The organism is Bradyrhizobium sp. 134, assembly GCF_023074155.1.
Taxonomy (GTDB): domain Bacteria; phylum Pseudomonadota; class Alphaproteobacteria; order Rhizobiales; family Xanthobacteraceae; genus Bradyrhizobium.
Genome location: NZ_JADPKX010000046.1, coordinates 376,679 through 402,177 on the forward strand (window position 1 = coordinate 376,679; position 25,499 = coordinate 402,177).

General features: G+C 64.1%; 20 protein-coding genes. 7 read left to right on the plus strand and 13 right to left on the minus strand.

Features of this window, described 5'->3' with window-relative positions; translation table 11 throughout:
* Positions 1-23: 23 nt before the first annotated feature.
* From IVA75_RS19185 to IVA75_RS19195, 3 genes are read right to left on the minus strand one after another with little or no spacing between them, the layout of a single operon-like run.
* A complete protein-coding gene (locus IVA75_RS19185) occupies positions 24-755 on the minus strand; it encodes an ABC transporter ATP-binding protein (RefSeq protein ID WP_247283504.1) in 732 nt (243 codons plus the stop codon).
* A complete protein-coding gene (locus IVA75_RS19190) occupies positions 752-2,521 on the minus strand; it encodes a branched-chain amino acid ABC transporter ATP-binding protein/permease (protein ID WP_247283506.1) in 1,770 nt (589 codons plus the stop codon). The genes IVA75_RS19185 and IVA75_RS19190 overlap by 4 nt, the downstream gene beginning before the upstream one ends.
* A 7-nt stretch (positions 2,522-2,528) precedes the next feature.
* Entirely contained in the window at positions 2,529-3,569 is a 1,041-nt protein-coding gene (locus IVA75_RS19195) for a branched-chain amino acid ABC transporter permease (RefSeq protein WP_247283509.1), read from the minus strand.
* A gap of 176 nt (positions 3,570-3,745) precedes the next feature.
* Here IVA75_RS19195 and IVA75_RS19200 point away from each other — a divergent pair, with 176 nt between their 5' ends.
* Complete coding sequence (locus IVA75_RS19200; RefSeq protein ID WP_027570162.1) at positions 3,746-4,267, plus strand: MarR family transcriptional regulator; 522 nt, start codon at positions 3,746-3,748, stop codon at positions 4,265-4,267.
* A 59-nt stretch (positions 4,268-4,326) separates the two neighbouring features.
* On the opposite strand, the gene IVA75_RS19205 is transcribed toward IVA75_RS19200, so the two are convergent.
* The 10 genes from IVA75_RS19205 to IVA75_RS19250 all read right to left on the minus strand — a co-directional run bounded on the left by IVA75_RS19205 (position 4,327) and on the right by IVA75_RS19250 (position 16,558).
* Positions 4,327-6,423 (minus strand): EAL domain-containing protein, encoded by a 2,097-nt coding sequence (locus tag IVA75_RS19205; protein ID WP_247283520.1) that lies wholly within the window; start codon positions 6,421-6,423, stop codon positions 4,327-4,329.
* A gap of 221 nt (positions 6,424-6,644) precedes the next feature.
* A complete protein-coding gene (locus tag IVA75_RS19210; protein ID WP_247283522.1) occupies positions 6,645-7,928 on the minus strand; it encodes a glycerate kinase in 1,284 nt (427 codons plus the stop codon).
* 196 nt (positions 7,929-8,124) lie between these two features.
* Positions 8,125-9,354: an ABC transporter substrate-binding protein gene (locus IVA75_RS19215; RefSeq protein ID WP_247283524.1), complete on the minus strand. Its 1,230-nt coding sequence runs from the start codon at positions 9,352-9,354 to the stop codon at positions 8,125-8,127.
* 239 nt (positions 9,355-9,593) lie between these two features.
* Entirely contained in the window at positions 9,594-10,820 is a 1,227-nt protein-coding gene (locus IVA75_RS19220) for an ABC transporter substrate-binding protein (RefSeq protein WP_247283526.1), read from the minus strand.
* Positions 10,821-10,940: 120 nt separating this feature from the next.
* Positions 10,941-12,176 carry an ABC transporter substrate-binding protein gene (locus IVA75_RS19225; protein WP_247283528.1) on the minus strand — a complete coding sequence of 412 codons (1,236 nt, stop codon included), beginning with the start codon at positions 12,174-12,176 and terminating at the stop codon, positions 10,941-10,943.
* Between the two features lie 31 nt (positions 12,177-12,207).
* On the minus strand, positions 12,208-13,224 hold the full coding sequence (locus IVA75_RS19230; RefSeq protein WP_026233593.1) for a branched-chain amino acid ABC transporter permease: 1,017 nt from the start codon (positions 13,222-13,224) through the stop codon (positions 12,208-12,210).
* A gap of 2 nt (positions 13,225-13,226) precedes the next feature.
* A complete protein-coding gene (locus IVA75_RS19235; RefSeq protein ID WP_007599708.1) occupies positions 13,227-14,105 on the minus strand; it encodes a branched-chain amino acid ABC transporter permease in 879 nt (292 codons plus the stop codon).
* Positions 14,106-14,117: 12 nt separating this feature from the next.
* Positions 14,118-14,831 (minus strand): ABC transporter ATP-binding protein, encoded by a 714-nt coding sequence (locus IVA75_RS19240; protein ID WP_007599709.1) that lies wholly within the window; start codon positions 14,829-14,831, stop codon positions 14,118-14,120.
* A complete protein-coding gene (locus IVA75_RS19245) occupies positions 14,828-15,625 on the minus strand; it encodes an ABC transporter ATP-binding protein (RefSeq protein ID WP_007599710.1) in 798 nt (265 codons plus the stop codon). Before IVA75_RS19245 ends, IVA75_RS19240 begins: the two co-directional genes overlap by 4 nt.
* A 66-nt stretch (positions 15,626-15,691) precedes the next feature.
* Entirely contained in the window at positions 15,692-16,558 is an 867-nt protein-coding gene (locus tag IVA75_RS19250) for an IclR family transcriptional regulator (protein WP_007599713.1), read from the minus strand.
* Positions 16,559-16,686: 128 nt separating this feature from the next.
* Here IVA75_RS19250 and IVA75_RS19255 point away from each other — a divergent pair, with 128 nt between their 5' ends.
* The 6 genes from IVA75_RS19255 (at position 16,687) to IVA75_RS19280 (ending at position 25,381) form a co-directional block, all read left to right on the plus strand.
* Positions 16,687-18,783 carry a 3-hydroxyacyl-CoA dehydrogenase NAD-binding domain-containing protein gene (locus tag IVA75_RS19255; RefSeq protein WP_247283530.1) on the plus strand — a complete coding sequence of 699 codons (2,097 nt, stop codon included), beginning with the start codon at positions 16,687-16,689 and terminating at the stop codon, positions 18,781-18,783.
* 197 nt (positions 18,784-18,980) lie between these two features.
* Positions 18,981-20,675, plus strand: coding sequence for a dicarboxylate--CoA ligase PimA (gene pimA, locus IVA75_RS19260; RefSeq protein WP_247283532.1), 1,695 nt, complete (start codon positions 18,981-18,983; stop codon positions 20,673-20,675).
* Positions 20,672-21,859, plus strand: coding sequence for an acetyl-CoA C-acyltransferase (locus IVA75_RS19265; protein ID WP_247283534.1), 1,188 nt, complete (start codon positions 20,672-20,674; stop codon positions 21,857-21,859). The genes pimA and IVA75_RS19265 overlap by 4 nt, the downstream gene beginning before the upstream one ends.
* Positions 21,860-22,014: 155 nt before the next feature.
* Entirely contained in the window at positions 22,015-23,205 is a 1,191-nt protein-coding gene (pimC, locus tag IVA75_RS19270; RefSeq protein WP_027570171.1) for a pimeloyl-CoA dehydrogenase large subunit, read from the plus strand.
* Between the two features lie 132 nt (positions 23,206-23,337).
* Entirely contained in the window at positions 23,338-24,480 is a 1,143-nt protein-coding gene (pimD, locus tag IVA75_RS19275; RefSeq protein ID WP_247283537.1) for a pimeloyl-CoA dehydrogenase small subunit, read from the plus strand.
* Positions 24,481-24,607: 127 nt separating this feature from the next.
* Entirely contained in the window at positions 24,608-25,381 is a 774-nt protein-coding gene (locus IVA75_RS19280; RefSeq protein ID WP_027570173.1) for a glucose 1-dehydrogenase, read from the plus strand.
* The last annotated feature ends 118 nt before the right edge of the window (positions 25,382-25,499 follow it).

Here is a 25,499-nt window from a genome sequence, read left to right on the forward strand (position 1 = left end):
GGGAAGAGGAGTTCACGGCGCACTTACAACACACTCGCGCCTTCGTGCTGGAAGCCGAGATAGCTGGCGGCGACGCGTTCATTCGCCGCGATGTCGCTGGCCTTGCCGCTGAGCACGAACTCGCTGAGCTCCATGACGTAGGCTTGATCCGCGATCTTGAGCGCGGCCTGCGCGTTCTGCTCGACCAGCAGCACGGAGACGCCGGCGGCACGCAACTCGGTGACGATGCGGAAAATGTCGGCAACGATGATCGGGGCGAGGCCGAGGCTCGGCTCGTCCAGCATCAGGAGCTTGGGCTCGCCCATCAGCGCGCGGCCCATTGCGAGCATCTGCTGCTCGCCGCCGGAGAGCGTGCCGGCGAGCTGCTTGCGCCGCTCCTTGAGCCGCGGAAACAGCGTGTAGACCCGCTCCATCGAGGCTTTCGCCTTGCTTCTCTCGATGCGGAAGGCCCCTAACTCGAGATTGTCCTCGACATTCATGGTCACGAACAATTCGCGGTGCTCGGGAACGAGGCCCAGTCCCATGGCGACGCGGTCCTCGATGTCGAGCCGCGACAGGTCCTGACCTGCGAATGAAACGCGCCCCTTCAGCGGCAAGATGCCGATGATGGCGGACAGCAGCGTGGTCTTGCCTGCGCCGTTGGCGCCGACGATGGTGACGATCTGGTTCTGGCCGACTTCGAGCGAGACCGAACGCACGGCCTCGACCTTGCCATAGGCGACATGGGCGTCGGCGACGGACAACAGCGCGCTCATGCCGCCACTCCGAGATAGGCCTTGATCACTTCGGGATTGGTCTTGATCGTGGCCGGCGTTCCTTCCGCGATCTTGGTGCCGAAATCGAGCACCACGATGCGGTCGGCAAGGTTCATGACGAAGCCCATGTCGTGCTCGACGAGCAAGACGCTCATGCCGCCGTCGCGTAGCTCCCGCAGCAGCGTCGCGAGCTGCTGCTTCTCCATGTGGCGCAGGCCGGCGGCCGGCTCGTCGAGCAGCAGCAGCATCGGATCGACGCACAGCGCGCGGGCGATCTCGACGATCCGTTGCTGTCCCAGCGAGAGCGAGCCTGCGAGCTGATGCATCTGCTCGCCCAGTCCGACCCGCTCGATCTGGCGGGCGGCCTCGGCGAGCAGCTTTGCCTCATCAGTGCGGTCGAGCCGCAGCATCGAGGAGATCGGCCCCGAATGGCCGCGCAGATGCGCGCCGATTGCGACGTTTTCCAGCACGGTCATGTCAGGCACCAGCTTGACGTGCTGGAAGGTGCGGGAGATGCCGAGCTTGACGATCTCCTGCGGCGGAGCCCTGTCCACCTTGTTGCCGAGCACGGAGATCGAGCCCGAGCTGGCCGACAGCACGCCGGTGATCAGGTTGAAGGTGGTGCTCTTGCCTGCGCCGTTGGGGCCGATCAGCGCGACGATCTCGCGAGCCTGAACGTCGAAGGAGACGTTGTTCACCGCGACCACGCCGCCGAATTGCTTCCGCGCCTTCTCGACCTGAAGCAGGACGCTGGATTGGCCGGGCGAGCGGGCGCGCTGCTCCAGTTTCAGCGAAGTGTCCGGCTTCTTGCCCCTGGTACGCTGGGGCAGGAACGACATCAGCCAGGGCCAGACGCCGCCGGGTGCGAGCTGGAGCAGCGCCACCAGCATGATGCCGAACACGATGGTCTCGACCTGGCCGGAGCCGGGCAGGATCAGCGGCAGGTAGCTCTGCAGCACTTCCTTCAGGACCACGACGAGCGCCGCACCGAGGACGCCGCCCCAGACATAGCCGGCGCCGCCGACCACGGCGATGAAGAGATATTCGATGCCCGCCTGCGCGCCGAACGGCGTCGGATTCACCGCGCGTTGAAGATGGGCGTAGAGCCAGCCGGAGAGGCCGGCAAGCACGGCGGCATGGATGAACACCAGCATTTTCGCCCGCGGCGTGTGCACGCCGAACGCCTCGGCCGCGACATGGCCGCGCCGGAGCGCGCGGATGGCGCGGCCGGTACGGGAGTCCAGCAGGTTCATCGTGAGCAGCGCCGAGAGGATTACGGCAACCCAGATCGCGTAGTAGATCGAACCGGGCGAGAGCATTTTGAACGAGCCGATCGACAGCGGTGGGATCGCCGAGATGCCGTCGTTTCTTCCCAAAAACTCCAGCTTGCTGAAGAGATAGAACAAGCCGAGTCCCCAGGCCAACGTGCCGAGCGGCAGATAATGGCCGGACAGACGGACCGTGACGAGGCCGAGCAGCACCGCTAACAATCCGCTGACCACCAGCGACAGCGGCAGCGTCAGCCAGGGCGACATGCCGTAGGTCGTCGACAGCACCGCGGTGGTGTAGGCGCCGAAGCCGACGAAGGCCGCTTGTCCAAACGAGGTGAGGCCGCCGACGCCGGTCAGCAGCACGAGGCCCATCGCGACCAGGGCGGTGAGGCCGACATTGTCCAGCAGCACGATCCAGAACGGGGGCATGCCAGGAACGAACGGGATCGCCGCCATGATCAGCGCGAAGATGAGGATGGGGAGCCGGCTCTGCATCTTGGCGTCAGTCCTTCTCTTCCTCGACCGCAGGCGCCGCGAGCGAGCGCAGCAGCAGCACGGGAATCAAGAGCATGAAAACGATCACCTCCTTGTAGTTGGAGGCATAGAAGGACGAGAACGCCTCGACGATGCCGACGACCAGCGCCGCGACCGCGGTGAGGGGATAGCTGACAAGCCCGCCGATGATGGCGGCGACAAAGCCCTTCAGGCCGATCAGGAAGCCCGAGTCGTAATAGAGCGTCGTGATCGGCACGATCATGATGCCCGACAGTGCGCCGATGACGGACGCCAGCAGGAAGGCGATCTGCCCGGACAGCGTGGTGCGGATGCCGACGAGCCGGGCACCCAGCCGGTTCACGGCGGTCGCGCGCAGCGCCTTGCCGTAAAGTGTCAGCCCGAAGAACAGCCACAGCCCGACGATGAAGGCGATGGTGATGCCGTAGACCGTGATGCTCTGGCCCGTGAAGCGCAGCGCGCCGGTGGTGAAAGATCCGGACAGCACGGCAGGTCCGCGCTGGCCTTCGGCGCCGAAGAACAAAAGGCCCAAACCCTGAAGCGCGAGGTGGACGCCCACCGAGGCGATCAGCAGCACCAGCACCGAGGTGTGCGCCAGCGGCTGGAATGCGATGCGGTAGAGAAACAGGCCGATCATCGCCACGATCACCAGCGACAGCGCGATGCAGACCGCAACCGGCGGCTTCTGGGCGGCGTAGTAGACGGTCAGCGCCAGCACGATGGTCGGCAGCACGATGTTGGTGAGGGCGCTGCGCAGCACCAGGCGTCCGTGCAGCGCCTTGCGCGCGGCGAACAGGTCGAACGCGAAGGCGCCAACGCCGAGGGCGAGCGCGAGTTTCGCCGTGCCCGGCATCTGGCCCGCGGCCAGCGAGGCGTAGGTCAGCGCGCCATAGGTGACGAATTCGCCTTGGGGAATGAGGATGACGCGGGTGACGGCGAACACCAGCACCAGCGCCAGGCCGAGCAGCGCATAGATCGCGCCATTGGTGATGCCGTCCTGCAGCAGGAACAGCATGATGGTGGTATTCAAGACCGGACGCTCCCCCTCAAAGATTCAGGACCGGTCCCCTGATTGTGGTGGACGGTCCGCTCACAGCCATTGAACAGCGCTGACGATATTTGATATGGTCCATAACAATTATCAAATATAACATCAAGGGTGGCGAACGATCCTCCCGAACTTAACGGGATTGCGAGCATGAGGCGATGACCGTTTCCAAAAGCGCTGAAAAGTCCTCTGAAAAACCCGCCGAGACCGCCAAGGGCCGCAAGGATGCGGCCGACGGGCCTGGCGAAGCCCTCCAGCTCGGCGAGCTCTCGGAGCAGCTCGGCTATGTCCTGAAGCGGGCACAGCTCAAGGTGTTCGAGAACTTCCTGCGCTGCATGGCCTCGCTCCAGCTCACGCCGGCGCAGTTTTCCGTGCTGTTGCTGGTCGAGAAAAACCCCGGCCGTAACCAGACCGAGATCGCCTCCACCCTCGGCATCCTGCGGCCGAATTTCGTGGCGATGCTCGACAATCTCGAGAGCCGCGACCTTTGCGCGCGGATCCGCTCCACCAACGACCGCCGCTCGCACATCCTGGTGCTGACCGACAAGGGCAAGGCCGTGCTGGCCCGCGCCAAGAAGCTCGTCGCGACCAAGCACGAGGCCCGGCTGAACGAGCTGCTCGGGCCGTCCAACCGCGAAGCCCTGCTCGGGATGCTCTCGAAGATCGCCAACGAGTTTTGACGGTTGATTGCCGCGGCGACCGGGCATCAAACCCGGAATCGCGGGCGGACTGGCGGCGGTTATGCCGCAGCGAACCGGTCGGGCATGGCAGGTGCTTCCGCGGACAGGAAACGGCGCTCGATTTCCCCGGCGGGCAAGGGCGGGCTGAACAGATAGCCCTGCATTTCCGTGCAGCCTTCCGCTGCGATCCGGTCCCGTTGCTCCTCGGTCTCCACGCCCTCCGCCGTCGTCGTCATGCCCATCCCGCGCGCCAGTGCCGCCACCGCCCGCACGATGCTGAGGGAGGCCGCATTGTTTTCCACGCCGCTGACGAAAGACCGGTCGATCTTGATCTTGTCGAAGGGGAAGCATTGCAGATAGGTCAGTGACGAATAGCCGGTGCCGAAATCGTCCATGGCGACCTTGATGCCCAGCGCCCGGAGCTGGTGCAGCGTCGTCAGCGTCCCATGCCTGTCCTGCAGCAGAACGCTTTCCGTGATTTCGATTTCCAGCCGCCGCGGATCGAGGCCGGAGGCCGCGAGCGCGCCGACGATCACCTCTGTCAGGCCCGGCTGGCGGAATTGCACCGCCGAGATGTTGACGGCGACGTGCAGATGGTCCAACCATCGGCTTGCAGTGGCACAGGCCTGCCGGATCACCCATTCGCCGATCGGCACGATCAGGCCGATCTCTTCCGCAAGCGGGATAAAGCTGTTCGGCGCGACCAGTCCGCGCCCTGGATGTCGCCAACGGATCAAGGCTTCGAAGCCGCTGATCTCGCCGCCGTCGGTCTTCACGACCGGCTGGTAGTGCAGTTCGAACTCGCCGGCGGCAAGGCCGTTGCGCAGGTCCTGCTCCAGCGCGCGACGGCTTTGCGCCTCTTCGCCCATGGCCGGCTCGAAGAAGCAGTGCATGCCGCGGCCGTCGCTTTTCGCGCGATACAGGGCCAGATCGGCATTGTGCAGGAGTTGCTCGGGCGTCGAGCCGTCACCGGGCGCAATGGCGATCCCGATGCTCGCGCCCACAATAGCCTGATGTCCGTCGAGCCCGAACGGAGCACTCAGGGTGCTGACAACATCACGCGCCAGCGTGTCCGCTTCGCTCGAATCGGAAATCGGCGACTGGAGGATGACGAATTCATCGCCACCCATGCGCGCGGTCGTATCGCTGTCGCGCGCGAGCTGCTTGAGGCGGCGGCTGACATCCTGCAGCAGGATGTCGCCGGCCTGGTGGCCCAGGGTGTCGTTAACGGCCTTGAACTTGTCGAGATCGATGTGGTGGATCGCGAACATCCCGCCCTGTTCGAGCGCCTGCTTGAGGCGCTGACCGAGCAGGGCGCGATTGGCGAGGTCCGTCAGCGCGTCGTGGTGCGCCATATGCGCGATCTGCAATTCCGCCTTGCGCTGCTCGGTGATATCTTCGTGCGTCGCGACCCATCCGAGATCGGGCATCGGTCGGTGCCTGATCTTGAAGGTTCGCCCGTTCCGCATCTCGACGATGCTGTCCATGGCCTCGGCCGACGTGGCGACATCGGTCCGCCATGTGGCGTATTCCTCCCGCGTCATCGCCGGCACGCTGCCGGCTTCGAAGCGCAGGTCGAGGATCTCCTGGAGCGGCGTGCCCGGACGAACGCGGTCGGGCGGCAGGCCGTACATTTCGATATAGTGCGTGTTGCAGACCAGCAGCCGATGGTCGGCGCTGAAGAAGCAAAGTCCCTGCGACATGTTGTTGATCGCGATGTCGAACTGAAAATTGCGTTCCTGTAGTCGCGCACTGAGCTCTTCGCGCTCTGTAATGTCCTCGTGCGTCGCCATGCCGCCGCCGTCGGGCAGAGGATGGATGGTGTAGGCGATGATTCTTCCGTCGGCGAACTGCTGGACCGTCTGCTCGCTGACGACCGAGCCTTCCGTGCGGGCGCGGACATAGGCGCCGGCTTCTCCGCCGATGTTCAGGCCCAGTTTGAGCCGATGCTGGATCAGGTCCTTGATCGGCGTTCCCGGGCGCACCTGCTCGGGCGAGAGCGCGTACATCTCGCGGTAGCGCGGATTGCAGAAAATGACCCTGCGGTCGCTGCCAAAGAGGATGATCCCAAGCCACAGATTATTGGCGGCGCACTTGAGCAGCTCGCCGAGCACGAGCGGATCAATGCTTGCGACCTCCTGATCACTTTGCGCCATGTGCGTTGCCCCCGGGACGACGCGATTAGAGCAGGCGGTGGTGAATCAGCCCAACAATACGCCCAGTTTCGGGACATGTTCCTGAAACTGCGGCGAATGCGAGGTTAAAGGCGGCGATGCCCGCCCCCTGGAAAGAGGACGCCGACGAGAATTCAGAGATCGTTAACCAGGCCGTCCCGCCGAACCGCGCGCGGCGCCGGCGGGATGGCGATGCCGCCGTGTCAGTCGACCAGGATTACCCTGATGTCGTTGACATTGGTCAGCGTGGGACCCGGCAGCAGCAGGTCGCCCGTCGCCTCGAAGAACGTCGTCGCATCGTTGTTGTCGAGATAGACCTGGGGTTGCAGCCCCTGCGCCGCCATCTTCGCGAACGTCGCCGCATCGATCAGCGCGCCGGCGGGGTCGGTGGGATTGCCGGCACCGCCATCGGCGCCGTCGGTGTCGCCGGCGAGCGCGGAGATGTCAGGCGTGTCCTTCAAGAGGGCGGCGAGCGCCAGCGCGTATTCCTGGTTCGGGCCGCCGCGGCCATTGCCCCGCACGGTGACCGTGAGCTCGCCGCCGGAGAGGATCGCGACGCGCTTGCCCTGCGCGCGGGCCTGAAGCGCCAGCCTGGCGTGATCGGCGGCAACGTCGCGGGCCTCGCCCTCAAGGTCGGCACCGAGATCGATCGTCTCGTAACCGGCCTCATGCGCGAGCCTCACCGCAGCGTCGAGCGATTGCTTCGGACGTGCGATCAATTCGAAATGCGCGTGCGCGAACGCGGCGTCCCCCGGCTTGCAGCTCTCGTTGGCGGGGTCGTCCAGCGCGCGGCGAACGGCATCGTCGATGTCGAGCTTGTACCGGGCGACGATGGCGCGCGCATCATTGAGCGTGGTCGGATCGGGCACGGTCGGACCCGAGGCGATCGCGGAGGGATCGTCATGCGGCACGTCGGAGATCGCAAGCGTCACGATCTCGGCGGCATTTTTGCCCGCGCGCGCCAGCCGCCCGCCCTTGATCCGCGACAGATGCTTGCGCACGACATTCATCTCGCCGATCGGCGCGCCGGAGCGGAGCAGCGCCTTGTTGACCGCCTGCTTCTGCGCGAAGCTGATGCCGTTGACGGGCGCGATCCAGTTCGCCGAGCCGCCGCCGGTGAGCAGCACCAGGAGCAAATCGTCCGGCCCGGCCTCGGCTGCGAGCGCGAGCGTATCGGCCGCGCCCTTCAGGCCGGCTTCGTCAGGCACGGGATGACCGGCCTCGACCACGCGGATGCGGCGCGTCGGCACGCCGTAGCCGTGACGCGTGGTGGCGATGCCGACCAGGCGCTCCGGTGCGAGCCCGAGCGTGTCGAGATAATGCCGCTCGGCGGCGGCGGCCATCGCGGCCGCGCCCTTGCCGGCGGCGAGACAGATTACGCGTCCCCTTGGCGCGGGCCGCAGGTGCGGCGCCAGTATCGTGCTCGGATGAGCGGCGGCAACGGCTGCGTCGTAGAGCGCGCGGAGCAGGGGGCGTCGGTCGGTCATGACGAAGGGCCTTGAGCGGGCAGGAAAGACTGGCGGCAAACGCGCCGCTCACCTGCCTACCGCATCATGCGCCAAAGCGTAAGCCGGCTTTGCCATCATTCGATTGTGCAATCGCGTGATCATAATCGACGCGCAAGCAAAAACCCCCTGCGCGGTCAGCGCAGGGGGTTTTCAATAGGCGCGGGTGCTCGCGCGGCTAGCCGCCGACGTCGGCGCTGATCACGTCGCCGAACAGCTCAAACTTCTCGCCCTTGAACTTCTCGAGTTGAAGCTGGCTGATCGGCGCGAAATCGGTCGGCGAGGTGTTGATCTTGATGCCCGGCAGCAGCGCCTCGGTGCGGAAGTCCTTCAGGCTCGCCGCCTGCTTTATGACGTTCTCGCGCGTGAGATCGTCGCCGCACTGCTTCAAGACCTGAACCAGCGTCTGGGCCACGGCATAGCCGACGAGGGTGCCCTTATCGAGCTTGTCGCCGTCGGGGAAGTATTTGGTCATGAACGCCAAAAACTCCTTCATGCCGGGATCGTTGTTCCACGCGGGATCGGACACGTCCTTTAGATAGTCGGCGGAGATGATGTCCTGACCGTTCTCGAAGCCGGCCGGCTTCATCACGCTGCCGACGGACGCCGAGACGTTGTTGAGGAAGTGCAGCGGCTTCCAGCCGATCTCGGCCACCTTCTTGATCGCCTGCGCCGCGAATTTCGGCGTCGTGATGTTCATGAAGACGTCGGCACCGGTCGACTTCAGCTTGACGATGTGGTTGTCGATGGTTGGCTCGGATGTCTCGTAGCTCTCTTCCATGACGATCATCGACGCAGCCTTGGCGCCGAGGCCGTCCTTCAGGCCCTTGAGATAATCCTTGCCGTAATCGTCGTTCTGGAACAGCACGGCAATCTTGGCATCCGGCTTGTTCTTGAGCAGCCATTTCGCGTAGATCTGCGTCTCGCTCTGGTAGTTGGGCTGCCAGCCCATGGTCCAGGGGAAGTTCTGCGGATCGTTCCACTTGGTGGCGCCGGTGGCGACGAAGAGCTGCGGCACCTTCTTCGAGTTCATGTATTTGTGGATCGCCGAGTTCGGCGGTGTCCCGAGCGAGTTGAAGATGAACAGCACCTCGTCGCTCTCGACCAGCTTGCGCGCCTGCTCCACCGTCTTCGGCGGCGAGTAGGCGTCATCGTAGCTGATGTAGTTGATCTTGCGGCCGTTGATGCCGCCTTCGTCGTTGATCTTCTTGAAATAGGCGGCTTCGGTTCGCCCGATGATGCCGTAGGCGGAGGCCGGTCCGCTGTAGGGCATGATGTTGCCGATCTTGATCTCGGTATCGGTCGCGCCGGTATCGTATTTCTTCTGGGCCAATGCAGTGGAGGCCGAGGCCGCAATGAGTGCAAGCGCCAGTGACGCGGCCGCAAGTTTGCCGGTGACAGCGGACATTCCTATCTCCCTATTTTCTTGGTGTGTGTGCGTCCCTTTTCTTGTGTTGCCTGTTCTTGGTGACGCGGCCGCAATTCAATACGATTTACCTGATGCCTACAACAGAAAGCCCCTGCGGCGGGGTTGCGGGGGCTGCTTCTTTAGTAGTCAGGCACAGGCGCGCGCGCGTGTGCGAGTGCGAGAAGGTGCGTCCGTCTGAGTTGACGAGCCGGTCAGGAGCGAGTTTGAGTTGCGCAGCTTCAGTGGCCGAGTTCGCTCGAGATGACGTCCCCGAACAGCTCCCATTTCCGGCCCTTGAATCGCATCATCTGGAGCTGCTCGATCGGGGCGAAATTATCGGCTGCGGTGTTGATCTTGATGCCGGGCAACAGGGTGTCGGGCTCGAAATCCTTCAAGGAAGCCGCCTGCTTCATGACGTTGTCGCGGGTGAGATCGTCGCCGCACATCTGCAGCACCTTCACCATGGTTTGGGCTGCGGCGTAGCCGAACACCACGCCGGCATCGAGCTTGTTGGCCTTGGGATCGTATTTGGCGAGGAAGTTGTAGAACTTCTTCATGCCGTCGTCGGCATTCCATTGCGGGTCGGACCCGTCCTTGGTGTAGCTCGCCGACAGGATCCCTTGCGAGATCTCGAGCCCCGCCGGCTCGAGCACGCCGCCGACCGAGGCCGAGACGTTGGAGATGATGTGGACCGGATGCCAGTTGATCTCGGCCGCCTTCTTGATAGCCTGTGCGGCAAATTTCGGAGTGGTGATGCTGACGAAGATGTCGGCGCCGGAGGCCTTCAATTTCACGACGTGCTCGTCGATTGCCGGCTCCGAAGTGTCGTAGCTGTCTTCCAGCACGATCATCGAGGCCTTGGGCCCAAGGCCGTCCTTCAGTCCTTTCAGATAGTCCTTGCCGAAATCGTCGTTCTGATAGAGCACGCCGATCTTGCCGTCCGGCTTCTCCTTCATGATGTACTTGGCGTAGATGCGCGCCTCGCTGGCGTAGCTCGGCTGCCAGCCCATGGTCCAGGGATATTGCTTCGGATCGTTCCACTTCGAAGCGCCGCTCGCCACGAACAATTGCGGCACCTTCTTCTCGTTCATGTATTTGCGAATGGCGCCGTTGGTGGAGGTGCCGAGCGAGCCGAAGATCAGCAGCACCCCGTCGCTCTCGACCAGCTTGCGGGCCTGCTCCACCGTCTTCGGCGGCGAATAGCCGTCGTCGTAGGAGATGAACTTGATCTTGCGGCCGCCGATGCCGCCCTCGGCATTGATCTTGTTGAAATAGGCTTCCTCGGCCTTGCCGATCGCCGCATAGGCGGAGGCCGGGCCGCTATAGGGCATAATGTTGCCGATCTTGATCTCGGTATCGGAAGCGCCGCTGTCGTATTTCTTTTGCGCCAGGGCCGGGCCGCTCATCGCAGTGCACAACGCGAATGCGGCCAGAACGCCCGCAACCTGAAATCGAACGGCAGCCATCTTTCTCCACCCGGAACGGATCGTCGCCGCATTGAACAAGATTGATGCGCGACGTCAACAAAAAGCCCCCGCGATCGTTCGCGGGGGCTTCTCGACGTGTCGGACTATAGCGTCAGAGTGTCACTCGGTGGCGATGTCGCCGCTGATGATCTCGCCGAAGAGTTCCCACTTCTCGCCCTTGAAGCGCTGCATCTGGAGCTGTGCGATCGGGGCGAAGTCGGTGGGGCCGGTGTTGATCTTGACGCCGGGCAGCAGGGTGTCCGGTGCAAAATCCTTCAACGAGGCCGCCTGCTTCATGATGTTGGCCCGGGTCAGATCGTCGCCGCACATTTCCAGGACCTTGGTCAGCGTCGACGCCGCGCCGTAGCCGTAGACCATGCTGGTGTCGGACTTGTCGGCACCCGGCATGTACTTGTCGACGAACTCGTTCCACTTCTTCATGCCGGGGTCGTTGGCCCACTGCGGGTCCGTGGAGTCCTTGGCATAGGCTGCCGACAACACGCCCTGCGAGGACTCGAAGCCGGCCGGCTTCATCACGCTGCCGACCGAGATCGACACGTTGGTGAGGATCTGCAGCGGCTTCCAGCTCAGCTCGGCGGTCTTCTTGATGGTCTGGGCCGCGAACTTCGGTGTCGCGTAGATCAGCAGGACGTCGGGATTGGCCGCCTTGATCTTGACGATGTGACCGTCGATCGAGGGCTCCGACACCTCGTAGCTCTCTTCCATGATGATCATGGACGCGCCCTTGGCGCCTAGGCCGTCCTTGGTGCCCTTGAGGTAGTCTTTGCCGAAATCGTCGTTCTGATAAAGGATCGCGATCTTGGCGTCCGGCTTCTCCTTCAACAGCCATTTCGCGTAGATCTGCGCTTCGCTCTGGTAGGAGGGCTGCCAGCCCATGGTCCAGGGGAAGTTCTTCGGGTCGTTCCACTTGGTGGCGCCCGTGGCGACGAACAGCTGCGGGATCTTCTTGGCGTTCAAATACTTCTGGATCGCGCTGTTCGAAGGTGTGCCGAGCGGGTTGAACACGACGATCACTTCGTCGCTCTCGACCAGCTTACGGACCTGCTCGACGGCCTTCGGCGGCGAATAGCCGTCGTCATAGGTGACGAAGTTGATCTTGCGGCCGTTGATGCCGCCCTTGTCGTTGATCATCTTGAAATAGGCCTCTTCGGTCTTGCCGATGATGCCATAGGCCGACGCCGGACCGCTATACGGCATGATGTTGCCGATCTTGATCTCGGTATCGGACGCACCGGTGTCGTATTTTTTCTGGGCGAATGCGGCGCCGGAGCTGAGAGTGATGACCGCCGTTGCCGTCACCAGCGCAGCGGTTCGCAGTGTTCTTTCAAAAAACAATTCGGGTCTCCTTAGCTTAATCAACGGGTTGTCAGTTCTTTCTGAGCCGGCCGACGAGTTGCTGGCCCATGATCGCGATCTGCCTCGCGCCGTGCGGCACGAGGTAGATGACGGCGAACAGGAGTACGCCGAATACGGCGCCGGATAGGCCCTTGGAGATGCCCTCCGCCATGTTCGGCACGAAGATGATGAAAGCTGCGCCGACGAACGAGCCGGGCAGCCAGCCGACGCCACCGACGACCATGCCGAGGAACAGCGAGATCGCCAGCGTGATCGTGTAGCTGTCGGGCGCGACGAACTGCACGGCGATAGCGCCAAGCGAGCCGGCAACGCCGGTGATGCCGGCGGACACGCCGAAGGCCAGCGTCTTGTACAGTGCGACGTTGACGCCCATCGAGGAGGCAGCGATCTCGTTGTCGCGGATCGCCATGAAGGCACGGCCCGAGCGGGAGCGCAGCAGGTTTACCGAGAAGATGTAGATCGCGAGCACGACGGCGAGCGAGAAGTAGTAGAGCCAGGTGTCCTGCGACATCGGCAGCCCGAACGGCGCGTCGGGCTTGGTGACGACGAGGCCCTGCACGCCGCCCGTCCAGTGCTCGAGGAAGTTTAGCTTCAGCAGCTGCGGCATCGCGGTGGCAAGCGCAAAGGTCGCGAGCGCGAGATAGACGCCCGATAGCCGCAGCGCCGGCTTGCCGAACAGGTAGCCGAAGGCGAAGCAGACCGCCGCGGAAATCGGAATTGTCAGCGCATAGTTTACGTTGAAGTACTCCATCAGCACCGCCGACGTATAAGCGCCCACGGCGTAGAAGGCGCTCTGGCCGAGCGAGAACTGGCCGGAGCCGCCCGTCAGGATGTTCAAGGCCAGCACCGCGAGCCCGTAGATCAGGAGCATCGTCATCTGGAAGATGATGAAGTTCTTGACGAACACCGGCACGATCAACAGCACCGCCAGCACTAACAGGGAGGTGCCCGTGCCCAGCGTCATCGCCCGCTTCGGAACCGCCTCGACGGCCGGGGCTTCCGTGACGACGTCTTCTGCAGCGCTCATGATCAAACTCGCTTGACGATTTGCCGGCCGAACAGGCCAGCGGGTTTGACGACCAGGACGGAAATGATCAGCGCGAGCGCGATCGGGAGCTTCAACTCGTTGCCGACGCCGGGAATGTAGGTGCCGGCGAGGTTTTCGAAGACACCGACCAGGAAGCCGCCGACCACGGCGCCGAACGGGCTCGTCAGTCCGCCGAGCACCGCCGCGGCGAAGCCGTAGATCAGCACGCCGCCCATCATGTTGGGCTCGAGGAACACGACCGGTGCGATCAGCATGCCGGCGATCGCACCGATCGCGGACGCCATGCCCCAGCCCAGCGCGATCATCCAGCTCGTGTTGATGCCGACCAGCCGTGCCGATTCAGGTACGGAGGCGGCCGCGCGCATGGCGAGGCCGATCTTGGTGTACTGGAAGAAGAAGTAGAGGCCGAGCAGCAGCAGCACAGTCACGCCGATCATGCCGGCCTGGTGGGTCGAAATCAGCTGGCTGCCGAGGAACGGCGAGGAGCCGAACGGGGTCGGATACTGCTTGATGGTGAAGTCCCAGATCAGGCCGGCCGAGGAGTTGATGATCGCGAATAGCGCGATGAAGCCGGCGACGTTGGTCAGCACCGGCGCCTTGGCGAGCGGCTTGAACAGGATGCGCTCGATCGCGATGCCGCCGACGAAGGACAATGCCAGCGTGATCACGAAGGCGGCCCAATAGGGAATGCCCCATTGCATCAGCTGCCAGGAGATGAAGGTCGAGAACATCGCCATCTCGCCCTGCGCGAAGTTGAGATGGTCGATCGCCTGGTAGATCATGACCACGGCGAGCGCCATGCAGGCGTAGATGGCGCCCGTGGCGATGCCGGCCAGCACTTGGTTGGTGAACAGCTCCATCGTGCCGGCTCCTCAGTAACCCAGATAGGATTTGCGGATTTCTTCGTTGTTCGCGATGTCCTTGGCGTTGCCCGACATCACGATGCGTCCGGTCTCGATCACATAGGCCTGGTCGGCGAGCTCGAGCGCGAGCTGGGCGTTCTGCTCGACCACCAGGATCGACACCTTGTCCTCGCGATTGATCTTGCCGAGGATGCCGAACAGGTCGCGCACCACCAGCGGCGCCAGGCCGAACGAAGGCTCGTCCAGCAGCATCAGCCGCGGCCGCAGCATCAGCGCGCGGGCGACCGCGAGCATCTGCTGCTCGCCGCCCGAGAGCGTGCCGGCCTGCTGGGTATGCCGCTGCTTGAGCACCGGGAAATGCGCATACATGCGCTCGATGTCGGAGACGATGCCGGCGCTGTCCTTGCGGGTGATTGCGCCGAGCTGGAGGTTTTCCTCCACCGTCATGGTGGTGAAGGTGCCGCGGCCCTGCGGCACATGGGCGATGCCGAACCGTACGATGCTTTCGGTGGAGCGGTTGTTCAGCGGCTTGCCGTCGAACTCGATGCCGCCGGTCGAGCGCACCATGTTGCAGATCGCGCGCAGCGTGGTGGTCTTGCCGGCGCCGTTGGCCCCGAGCAGCGTGGTCAGCGATCCCTCGCTGAGCGAGAAGGAGAGGCCGTGGAGCGCCTGGACCTGGCCGTAATAGGCGCGCAGGTCCTTGACGTTGAGCAGTGTCGTCATTGGTCCTTGCTCCCGAGATAGGCCTTGATGACGTCGGGATCCGCCTGCACCTGGGCCGGCGTGCCTTCCGCGAGCTTCTTGCCGAAATTCAGCGCGACGACGTGGTCGGCGATCGACATCACGAGGCCCATGTGATGCTCGACCAGCAGCACGGTCATGTGGCGTTCGTCGCGGATGCGGCGGATGAGGTCGCCGAGCACGTAGACTTCCTCGTGGTTAAGGCCGCCGGCGGGCTCGTCGAGCAGCAGGATCTTCGGATCGGCAGCGAGCGCGCGCGCCAGCTCGACGCGCTTCTGCGTGCCGAACGGCAGGCCCGACACGACGGTGTGGGCGACATCCTCGAGGTCGAGATAGGCGAGGATCTCGTGCACCTTCTTGTTGACGTCGCTCTCGCTGCGGCGAACCCAGGCCAGCCGCAGCGAGTCGCTGATGATGTCGCTGGAGGTGCGGGCATGGGTGCCGACGCGGACATTGTCCATCACCGACAAATTCGGAAACAGCGCCACGTTCTGGAAGGTGCGGCCGATGCCGATCTCCGCGATCCGGTGCGGCGGGCGCGTCAGGATGCTCGCGCCCTCCATCAGAATGTCGCCGGACGACGGCTGGTACAGCCGCGAGAGGCAGTTGAAGAGCGTGGTCTTGCCGGCGCCGTTAGGGCCGATCAAGCCGAGGATCTGGCCCTTGTGCATGTCAAAGGACACACCGTTGAGCGCGACGATGCCGCCGAACACGACGCTGACGTCGCGAACCGCGAGCAGGGGCGATGTCCCCTGCGCGAGCTGTGCCTGCGTCATCTCGTCTCGCCCACTCTGTTCGGTGAGCGACGGAGCGATGTGAACCGCTCTCGATGACAACAAAGGCTATCTGATCCCCTCGGCCACACGCGCAACTTTCCCTCCTGATTTCAGCTTTTTGCTGACGTCTTTTTTGGAATGCGGCATCAGACCCCCAAGTGCCGCTTCGATGTTCCTTACCATCGCAAGCAGACGCGGTCCAATGTCGTTGATCAAACGCTCTTCCGTGAAGCGGAATGCTGGCGCGCCGCAATTGAATGCGTAGGGGCCGGTTCCGTCGTTGAGCCTGAGTGCGACGCCGGCGGCGCCGATGTCGTCGTGCCAGTCGCCGACCGAAATCGCAAATCCGTATTTCGCGACCGTCTCGCCGGAACGTTCCAGCCCGTCGCGCATCTTGGGCCAGCGGCTGCCGTAATGTTCGCGCAAGACACGAGACAGTTCCGCCCGATCGTTCTCCTCGAGCGCCCAGAAATAGGCGCGGCCCATCGCGCTGGTTGCAATCGGCACGCGGGAGCCGACGTCAAGTTGAACGCCGACCGTCTCGCTGCCGCGGCTTTGCCCGAAATAGATCATGCTGTGACGGTCGCGGCCGCCGACGGCAACGGCTCCGCCGGTCGCGCGCATCATTTCCTCGCGGAACGGTTCGGACAAATGCCGAACGCCGAGATTGGACAAGGCGGCGTAGCCGAGCGCCATCGCGGCCGGCGCAAGCTGATATTTCTCGAAGCGGGGAACCGGCGTCAAATAGCCGAGCTTGGTCAAGGTATAGGTCAGCCGCGAAACGGTCGGCTTGGGCAAGTTGGTACGGGCCGCGATTTCCTGATTGCCAAGAAGTCCGTCGCTGGGCTGGAATGCGCGCAATACGTCTAGTCCGCGGGAAAGCGCGACGACGAAATTCCGATCGGTCGCGGTCTTCTTTCCTGTACGCTTCATCCCAGATCTGCTTCTTGCGCGGAGTCGTTGACAAGCCACGTGCTTCAAAATAACCCTGCCGTCAAGATGCGGAATTAAATTCCGCAGTGCGAAATTGAACAAAAGTTACCCCACCAAGGAGGGACACCGTGAGCGAAGTGGTCAAGCTTGAGCGTCATGACGAAGTCGGGATCGTCACGGTCGACAGCCCTCCGGTCAACGCGCTGAGCGCCGCGGTTCGCGGCGGAATTCTGGAGTGCATCAAGGCCGCAATCGCCGATCCCGCCATCAAGGGCATCGTGCTGACCTGCGCCGGCCGCACCTTCATTGCGGGCGCTGACATCACCGAATTCGGCAAGCCGCCGAAGCCGCCCGCCCTTAACGACGTGCTTTCCGAGATCGAGAATTCACCGAAGCCGGTCGTGGCCGCGATCCACGGCACCGCGCTCGGTGGCGGCCTCGAGGTCGCGCTCGCCTGTCATTTCCGCGTCGCGGTGAAGGAAGCCAAGCTCGGCCTGCCCGAGGTGAAGCTCGGCCTGCTGCCGGGCGCCGGCGGCACCCAGCGCCTGCCGCGCGCAGTCGGACCGGAGCTCGCGGTCAAGATGATCGTCGGCGGTGATCCGATCGGTGCGGCGGAAGCTCTGAAGAACGGCCTTATCGAGGAGATCGTCGAGGGCCCGGCCGCCGGAGGTGAAGCCTTCGTACGAAAGCTGCTGGCTGAAAAGCGTCCGCTGCGCCGTCTGCGTGACGACGACTCCAAGATCGCGGCGGCCAAGGTCGATCGCTCGATCTTCACCAACGCGGTCGCCGCCATGACCAAGAAGTCGCGCGGTCTGGAAGCTCCGTTCGCGGCGGCTGACGCCGTCGGCTACGCCATCGACCTGCCGTTCGACGAAGGCCTCAAGAAGGAGCGCGAAGGTTTCCTGAAGCTCGTCGCCAGCGATCAGTCCAAGGCGCAGCGTTATGCCTTCTTCGCCGAGCGCGAGGCCAGCAAGATCGCCGGCGTTCCTGAGGGGACCAAGCCGCGGCCCGTGAACCGCGTCGCCATCCTCGGCGCCGGCACGATGGGCGGCGGCATCGCGATGTCCTTTGCCAATGCCGGCGTTCCCGTCACCCTGATCGAGACCGGCGAGGAGCAGCTCAAGCGCGGCATGGGCATCATGCAGAAGAACTGGGAAGCGACCGCGGCGCGCGGCGGCATCCCGGCGGATGCACCCGCCAAGCGCATGGCGCTGATCAACGGCGTCGTCGGCATCGAGAACGTCGGTGATGCTGACCTTGTCATCGAAGCCGTGTTCGAGACCATGGCGGTGAAGAAGGAAGTGTTCGGCAAGCTCGACCAGTACGTCAAGCCTGGCGCCGTGCTCGCCTCCAACACCTCGTACCTGAACATCGACGAGATCGCGAAGTCGACCAAGCGGCCGCAGGACGTGCTCGGCATGCACTTCTTCTCGCCCGCCAACGTCATGAAATTGTGCGAGATCGTGCGCGCCGACAAGACCGCGCCGGATGCCCTTGTGACCGCGGTCTCGATCGCGCGCAAAATCGCAAAGGTGCCGGCCGTGGTCGGCGTCTGCGACGGCTTTGTCGGCAACCGCATGCTGGCCCAGCGCGGCAAGCAGTCCGAGAAGCTGCTGTTCGAAGGCGCGCTTCCGCAGCAGGTCGACGCCGTCGTGACGAAGTTCGGCATGCCGATGGGGCCGTTCGCGATGGGCGACCTCGCCGGCCTCGACATCGGCTGGCGCTCGCGCAAGGACCGCGGCATCAAGTCGGAGATCGCGGACGCGCTCTGCGAAGCCGGGCGCTTCGGCCAGAAGACCGGCAAGGGCTATTACAAATACGAAGCCGGCTCCCGTTCGGCGCTGCCGGATCCCGAAGTCGAGAAGCTGATCGATGAGACGCTGCTGCGCATGGGCCGCAAGAAGCGCGTCGTCAGTGACGACGAGATCCTCGAGCGCATGATGTATCCGATGATCAACGAGGGCGCAAAGATCCTGGAGGAAGGTATCGCCGCGCGCCCGTCCGACATCGACGTGGTCTGGCTCTATGGCTATGGCTGGCCGATCTACCGCGGCGGCCCGATGTTCTGGGCCGACACCGTCGGCCTCAAGCACATCGCCGATCGTCTCTCCTTCTATGCCAAGGAGACCAACGATCCGAGCCTCGAGCCCGCGCCACTGCTGAAGAAGCTCGCGGTCGAAGGCAAGACCTTCGCGTCGCTCGCGGCGGGCTCGAAAGCGGCGTGATTGGATTGGGGTGGCTGTGATGTCTCGCCCCGGGCAACGCCCTCTCCGTTCCCTCCCCCTTGTGGGGGAGGGTCAGGGAGGGGGGTAGCCCCGGGCGCAGGCGTTTGTGGCCACCCCCTTCCCCAACCCATCCCCACAAGGGGGAAGGGAGCCCGTCTGTCCGTGCCCGCCTCACGTTTGCAAAGTAACGGCCTTCAATGACCCATCCCGGCGAACAGTTTTATCCCGAGGGCGTGCGTTGGGACGACGCCATCGTCCAGGGCACGCTCCCTGACCTGCTGTCGAAAGCCGCCGCTGACTACGGTGCGCGCACCGCGCTCGAGTTTCGCGATCGTCCGATCAGCTACACCGAGCTCGCCGCGATGGCCGAGCGCGCAGCCGCCGCCTTCCTGCGCGCCGGCTATGGCAAGAACAGTTCGGTCGCGCTGTTCCTCGGCAATACGCCGGACCATCCCGTCAATTTCTTCGGCGCGCTGAAAGCCGGCGCCCGGGTCGCGCATCTCTCACCGCTCGACGGCGAGATCGCGCTGACGCACAAGGTCACCGATTCCGGTTCGCGCCTGCTCGTCACGTCCAACCTCGCGGCGCTGCTGCCGACCGCGCTGAAATTCCTGGAGAAGGGCCTGATCGACCGCCTGGTGGTCTGCGAGGACAATAATTGGGGTAAGGTCGGCACGCCGCAGGCTGCGATCCCCAGCGATCCCCGCATCGTCACCTTCAAGGCCTTTGTCGAGGGCGCCACCGCGCCGGCAGAGTGGCCGCAAGTGAGCGCCGACGACGTCGCGCTGCTGCAATATACCGGTGGCACCACCGGCTTGCCCAAAGGCGCGATGCTGACCCACGGCAATCTCACCTCGGCCGTGTCGATCTACGACGTCTGGGGCAAGCCGTCGCGCGCGACGCGTGGCGACGTCGTCGAGCGCGTGATCTGCGTGCTGCCGCTGTTCCACATCTATGCGCTCACAGTCGTGCTGCTGTTCTCGCTCAGGCGCGGCAATCTGATCTCGCTGCATCAGCGTTTTGACGTCGAAGCGGTGATGCGCGACATCGAAATCAAGCGCGCAACCTACTTTCCCGGCGTGCCGACGATGTGGATCGCGATCGCGGCCCTTCCCGATCTCGACAAGCGCGATTTTTCCTCGCTGGCGACAATCGGCTCCGGGGGCGCGCCGCTGCCGGTGGAGATCGCGAGTTTCTTCGAGCGCAAAGTCGGCAAGAAGCTCCGCAGCGGCTGGGGCATGACCGAGACCTGCTCGCCCGGCACCGGCCATCCGCCTACAGGTCCCGATAAGCCCGGCTCGATCGGCCTGATGCTGCCCGGCATCGAGCTCGACGTCGTTTCCCTGGACGATCCGACACGCGTATTGCCGCCGGGCGAAGTCGGCGAGATCCGCATCAAGGGCCCGAACGTCACCAGGGGCTACTGGAACAAGCCCGAGGGATCCGCGGAGGCCTTCGTCGACGGCCGCTTCGTCACCGGCGACATCGGCTATGTCGATAGCGACGGCTATTTCTTCCTGGTCGACCGCAAGAAGGACATGATCATCTCCGGCGGCTTCAACGTTTATCCGCAAATGATCGAGCAGGCGATCTACACCATACCAGGCGTGCACGAGGTGATCGTGCTCGGCATTCCCGACTCGTATCGCGGCGAGGCCGCAAAGGCCTTCATCAAGCTCAGGCCCGGCGCAAAGTCGTTCTCGCTCGACGAGCTGCGCGCGCAGCTCGCCGGCAAGCTCGGCAGGCACGAATTGCCGGCGGAGGTCGAATTCGTCGACGATCTGCCGCGCACGCCGGTCGGAAAGCTGTCGCGCCATGAGTTGCGCCAGCAGCAGAAACCATCACAATCCGCCCAACTTGCCACCCGACTTGCATCAGGAGATCGCTCTTGACCGACGCCGTCATCGTTTCCACCGCCCGCACCCCGATCGGCAAGGCTTATCGCGGCGCCCTCAACGCTACCGAGGGCGCAACCCTGCTTGGCCACGCCATCGGCGCGGCCGTCGCGCGCGCCAAGGTCGACCCCAAGGAGATCGAGGACGTCGTGATGGGCGCAGCGCTCCAGCAGGGCGCGACCGGCGGCAACATCGCGCGCAAGGCGCTGCTCCGTGCCGGTCTCCCCGTCACGGTCGCCGGCACCACCATCGACCGGCAATGCGCCTCGGGACTGCAGGCGATCGCGCTCGCCGCACGTTCGGTGATTTTTGATGGTGTGGAGATCGCGGTCGGCGGCGGCGGCGAGTCCATCTCGCTGGTGCAGAACGACAAGATGAACGGCTTCCATGCGCAAGACCCGGCGCTGCTCGAGATCAAGGGCGAGGTCTACATGCCCATGATCGACACCGCCGAAATCGTGGCCAAACGCTACGGCATCTCCCGGGAGAAGCAGGACGAATATTCGCTGGAGAGCCAGCGCCGCACGGCCGCGGCCCAGCAAGGCGGCAAGTTCAAGGATGAGCTCGCGCCGATCACCACAAAGATGGCGGTGACCGACAAGGCAACCGGTGCAGTCTCGTTCAAGGACATCACGCTCTCGCAGGACGAGGGCCCGCGCCCCGAGACCACCGCGGAAGGCCTCGCCGGCCTCAAGGCCGTGCGCGGTGAAGGCTTTTCGGTGACCGCCGGCAATGCCAGCCAGCTTTCGGACGGCGCCAGCGCGAGCGTGATCATGAGCGACAAGGAAGCGTCGAAGCGCGGGCTGAACCCGCTCGGCATCTTCCGCGGCTTCGTCTCCGCCGGCTGCGAGCCCGACGAGATGGGCATCGGCCCGGTGTTCGCGGTGCCGCGCCTGCTCAAGCGTCATGGCCTCACCGTCGACGACATCGGCCTGTGGGAGCTCAACGAAGCCTTCGCGGTGCAGGTGCTGTATTGCCGCGACAAGCTCGGCATCGACCCCGACAAGATCAACGTCGACGGCGGCGCGATCGCGGTGGGCCATCCCTACGGCATGTCGGGCGCGCGCCTCACCGGCCACGCTCTGATCGAAGGCCGCCGGCGCAAGGCGAAATATGCGGTCGTCACCATGTGCGTCGGCGGCGGCATGGGCGCGGCGGGGCTTTTTGAGGTGTTGCAGTAGTTCTGGTCCAGTAGCCGTCGTCCCGGCGAAAGCCGGGACCCATACTCCGCAGCAGGAGTTTGGCGCACGAACAACAATGGCCTTCGCAGGACAACGAAGGCCGGTGGTTATGGGTCCCGGCCTTCGCCGGGACGACACATTCATAGGAGGATCCGATGGATCTCGCATTCACGAAGGAAGAGCAGGCGTTTCGCGAGGAAGTGCGGTCATTCTTCCGCGACAACGTGCCGCCGGATACGCGGCGCAAGCTGGTCGAGGGCCGCCACCTCTCGAAGGACGAGATGGTGACGTGGTGGCGCATCCTCAACAAGAAGGGCTGGGGCGTCAGCCACTGGCCCAAGCAATATGGCGGCACCGGTTGGACCTCCGTGCAGCATTATATCTTCAACGAGGAGCTGCAGTCCTATCCGGCGCCGCAGCCGCTCGCCTTCGGCGTCAGCATGGTGGGCCCCGTGATCTACACCTTCGGCAATGAGGAACAGAAGAAGCAGTACCTGCCGCGCATCGCCAATGTCGACGATTGGTGGTGCCAGGGTTTCTCCGAGCCTGGCTCCGGCTCCGACCTCGCCTCGCTGAAGACCAAGGCCGAGCGCAAGGGCGACAAGTGGATCATCAACGGCCAGAAGACCTGGACGACGCTGGCCCAGCACGCCGACATGATCTTCTGTCTCTGCCGCACCGACCCGTCCGCCAAGAAGCAGATGGGCATCTCCTTCATCGTGTTCTCGATGAAGTCGAAGGGCGTCACCGTGCGCCCGATCCAGACCATCGACGGCGGCGCCGAGGTCAACGAGGTCTTCTTCGACGACGTCGAAGTACCCTACGAGAACCTGATCGGCGAGGAGAACAAGGGCTGGGATTACGCGAAATTCCTGCTCGGCAATGAGCGCACCGGCATCGCGCGGGTCGGGGTCTCCAAGGAGCGGCTCCGCCGCATCCGCGATCTCGCCGGTAAGGTCGAATCCGGCGGCAAGCCGATCATCCAGGACGCGGCCTTCCGTGACAAGCTCGCGGCCTGCGAGATCGAGCTCAAGGCGCTCGAGCTGACGCAGCTCCGCGTCGTCGCCGACGAAGGCAAGCACGGCAAGGGCAAGCCCAATCCGGCGTCCTCGGTGCTGAAGATCAAGGGCTCCGAGATCCAGCAGACCACCACCGAACTGCTGATGGAAGTGATCGGCCCGTTCGCCGCGCCCTACGACGTGCACGGCGACGACGGCTCGAACGAAGCCATGGACTGGACCGCCCAGATCGCGCCGAGCTACTTCAACAACCGCAAGGTCTCGATCTACGGCGGCTCCAACGAAATCCAGCGCAACATCATCGCCAAGGCGGTGCTGGGGCTGTGATCGTACACTATTAACGCGCACTCACCGTCATGGCCGGGCTTGACCCGGCCATCCACGCCTAGCGCCACGAAAGAACGTGGATGCCCGGCACAAGACTGGGCATGACGACATCGATACCGGAGAGCAAAGAATATGGATTTTGATCTGAACGAGGAGCAACGGCTTCTCAAGGAAAGCATCGACGGCCTCTTGACCGATTCCTACGATTTCGAGAGCCGCAAGAAGTACATGAAGGAGAAGGGCGGCTGGAGCCGGACCGTCTGGGGCAAGCTCGCCGAGCAGGGCCTGCTCGGTCTGCCCTTCGCGGAGGCCGATGGCGGCTTCGGCGGCGGCGGCGTCGAGACCATGATCGTGATGGAAGCGCTCGGCAAGGCGCTGGTGCTCGAGCCTTATCTCGCAACCGTCGTGATCGGCGGCGGCTTCCTGCGCCATGCGGGCAGCGATGCGCAAAAGGCCGCGCATGTGCCCGGCATCGTCGACGGCAGCAAGACGCTCGCCTTTGCCCAGCTCGAGAAGAACTCGCGCTACGATCTCTTCGACGTCTCCACGACGGCGAAGAAGAAGGGCGATGGCTGGGTTATCGACGGCGAGAAGTTCGTCGTGCTCAACGGCGAGAACGCAGATACCCTGATCGTGACCGCGCGCACCAAGGGCGAGCGGCGCGACAAGAGCGGCATCGGCGTGTTCCTGGTGCCGGCCGACGCGAAGGGCGTCGCCAAGAAATCGTACCCGACCCAGGACGGTCTGCACGCCGCCGACATCACCTTCACCGGCGTCGAGATCGGTGCCGATGCCGTGCTCGGCAATCCCGACGATTCGCTCGCGCTGATCGAGCGTGTGGTCGACGAAGCCCGCATCGCGCTCTGCGCCGAAGCGGTCGGCCTGATGGACGAGTCTCTGAAGACAACAGTCGAGTACATCAAGACGCGCAAGCAGTTCGGTGTCGCGATCGGTTCGTTCCAGAGCCTCCAGCACCGCGCCTCCGACATGTTCGTCGCCGCCGAGCAGGCGCGATCGATGTCGATGTTCGCGACCATGGCTGCTGATTTCGAGGACGCCAAGGAGCGCAGCAACGCCGTTGCCGCGGCCAAGGTGCAGATCGGCAAGTCGCTGAAGTTCGTCGGACAGCAGGCGATCCAGCTCCACGGCGGCATCGGCATGACCATGGAGGCGAAGATCGGCCACTATTTCAAGCGCCTGACCATGATCGAGAACAGCTTTGGCGACACCGACTATCACCAGCGCCGCGTGGCGGACGGTGGCGGGTTGATCTAAGCGCCACCGCCGTCATTGCGAGGAGCGTAGCGACGAAGCAATCCCGACTTTCTCCGCCGAAAGATCCTGGATTGCTTCGCTTCGCTCGCAATGACGCAGTCAACGGAATCAACGGAGCCCAACAACAATGAAAAACACCCCGTTCGATCTTACCGGCAAGGTCGCCGTGGTCACCGGCTCCAGCCGCGGCATCGGCCGCTCATCCGCAGAGTTGCTGGCAAAGCTCGGCGCCAAAGTGGTGGTCTCCTCGCGCAAGGCCGACGCGTGCCAGGAGGTCGCCGACGGCATCAAGGCGGCTGGAGGTGACGCCACCGTCATCCCCTGCAATATCGCGCGCAAGCAAGAGGTCGAGGCGCTGATCGCGGGTGCGACCAAGCACTACGGCAAGATCGACATCCTCGTCTGCAATGCCGCGGTCAACCCGTATTACGGCCCGCTGCTCGACATCACCGACGAGGCCTTCGACAAGATCATGGGCAGCAACGTCAAGAGCAACATCTGGCTCTCTGCGCTGGCGATCCCGCAGATGGCCGAGCGTGGCAACGGCTCCGTCGTCATCATCTCCTCGATCGGCGGCCTGCGCGGTTCGACCGTGATCGGCGCCTACGGCATCTCCAAGGCCGCCGACTTCGCGCTGTGTCGTTCGCTCGCCGGCGAATGGGGCCCGAAAGGCGTTCGCGTCAACTGCATCGCGCCCGGCCTGATCAAGACCGACTTCGCCCGCGCGCTGTGGGAAGACGAAGCGAATCTGAAACGCCGCACCGCCACCACGCCTCTTCGCCGCATCGGCGAACCCGACGAAATCGCGGGCGCAGTGGCCTACCTCGCCTCCGACGCGTCGAGCTTCATGACCGGACAGACCATCGTCATCGACGGCGGCGTGACCACGGCGGCGGCGTAGGTCTCTCAGCTCGTCGTCCCGGCGAAGGCCGGGACCCATAACCACAGGGAGTGGTTTGACGAAGTCTGGTCGTGCTGGATCGGCATCGTGCGCAATCGATGGATCACGCGGTATGGGT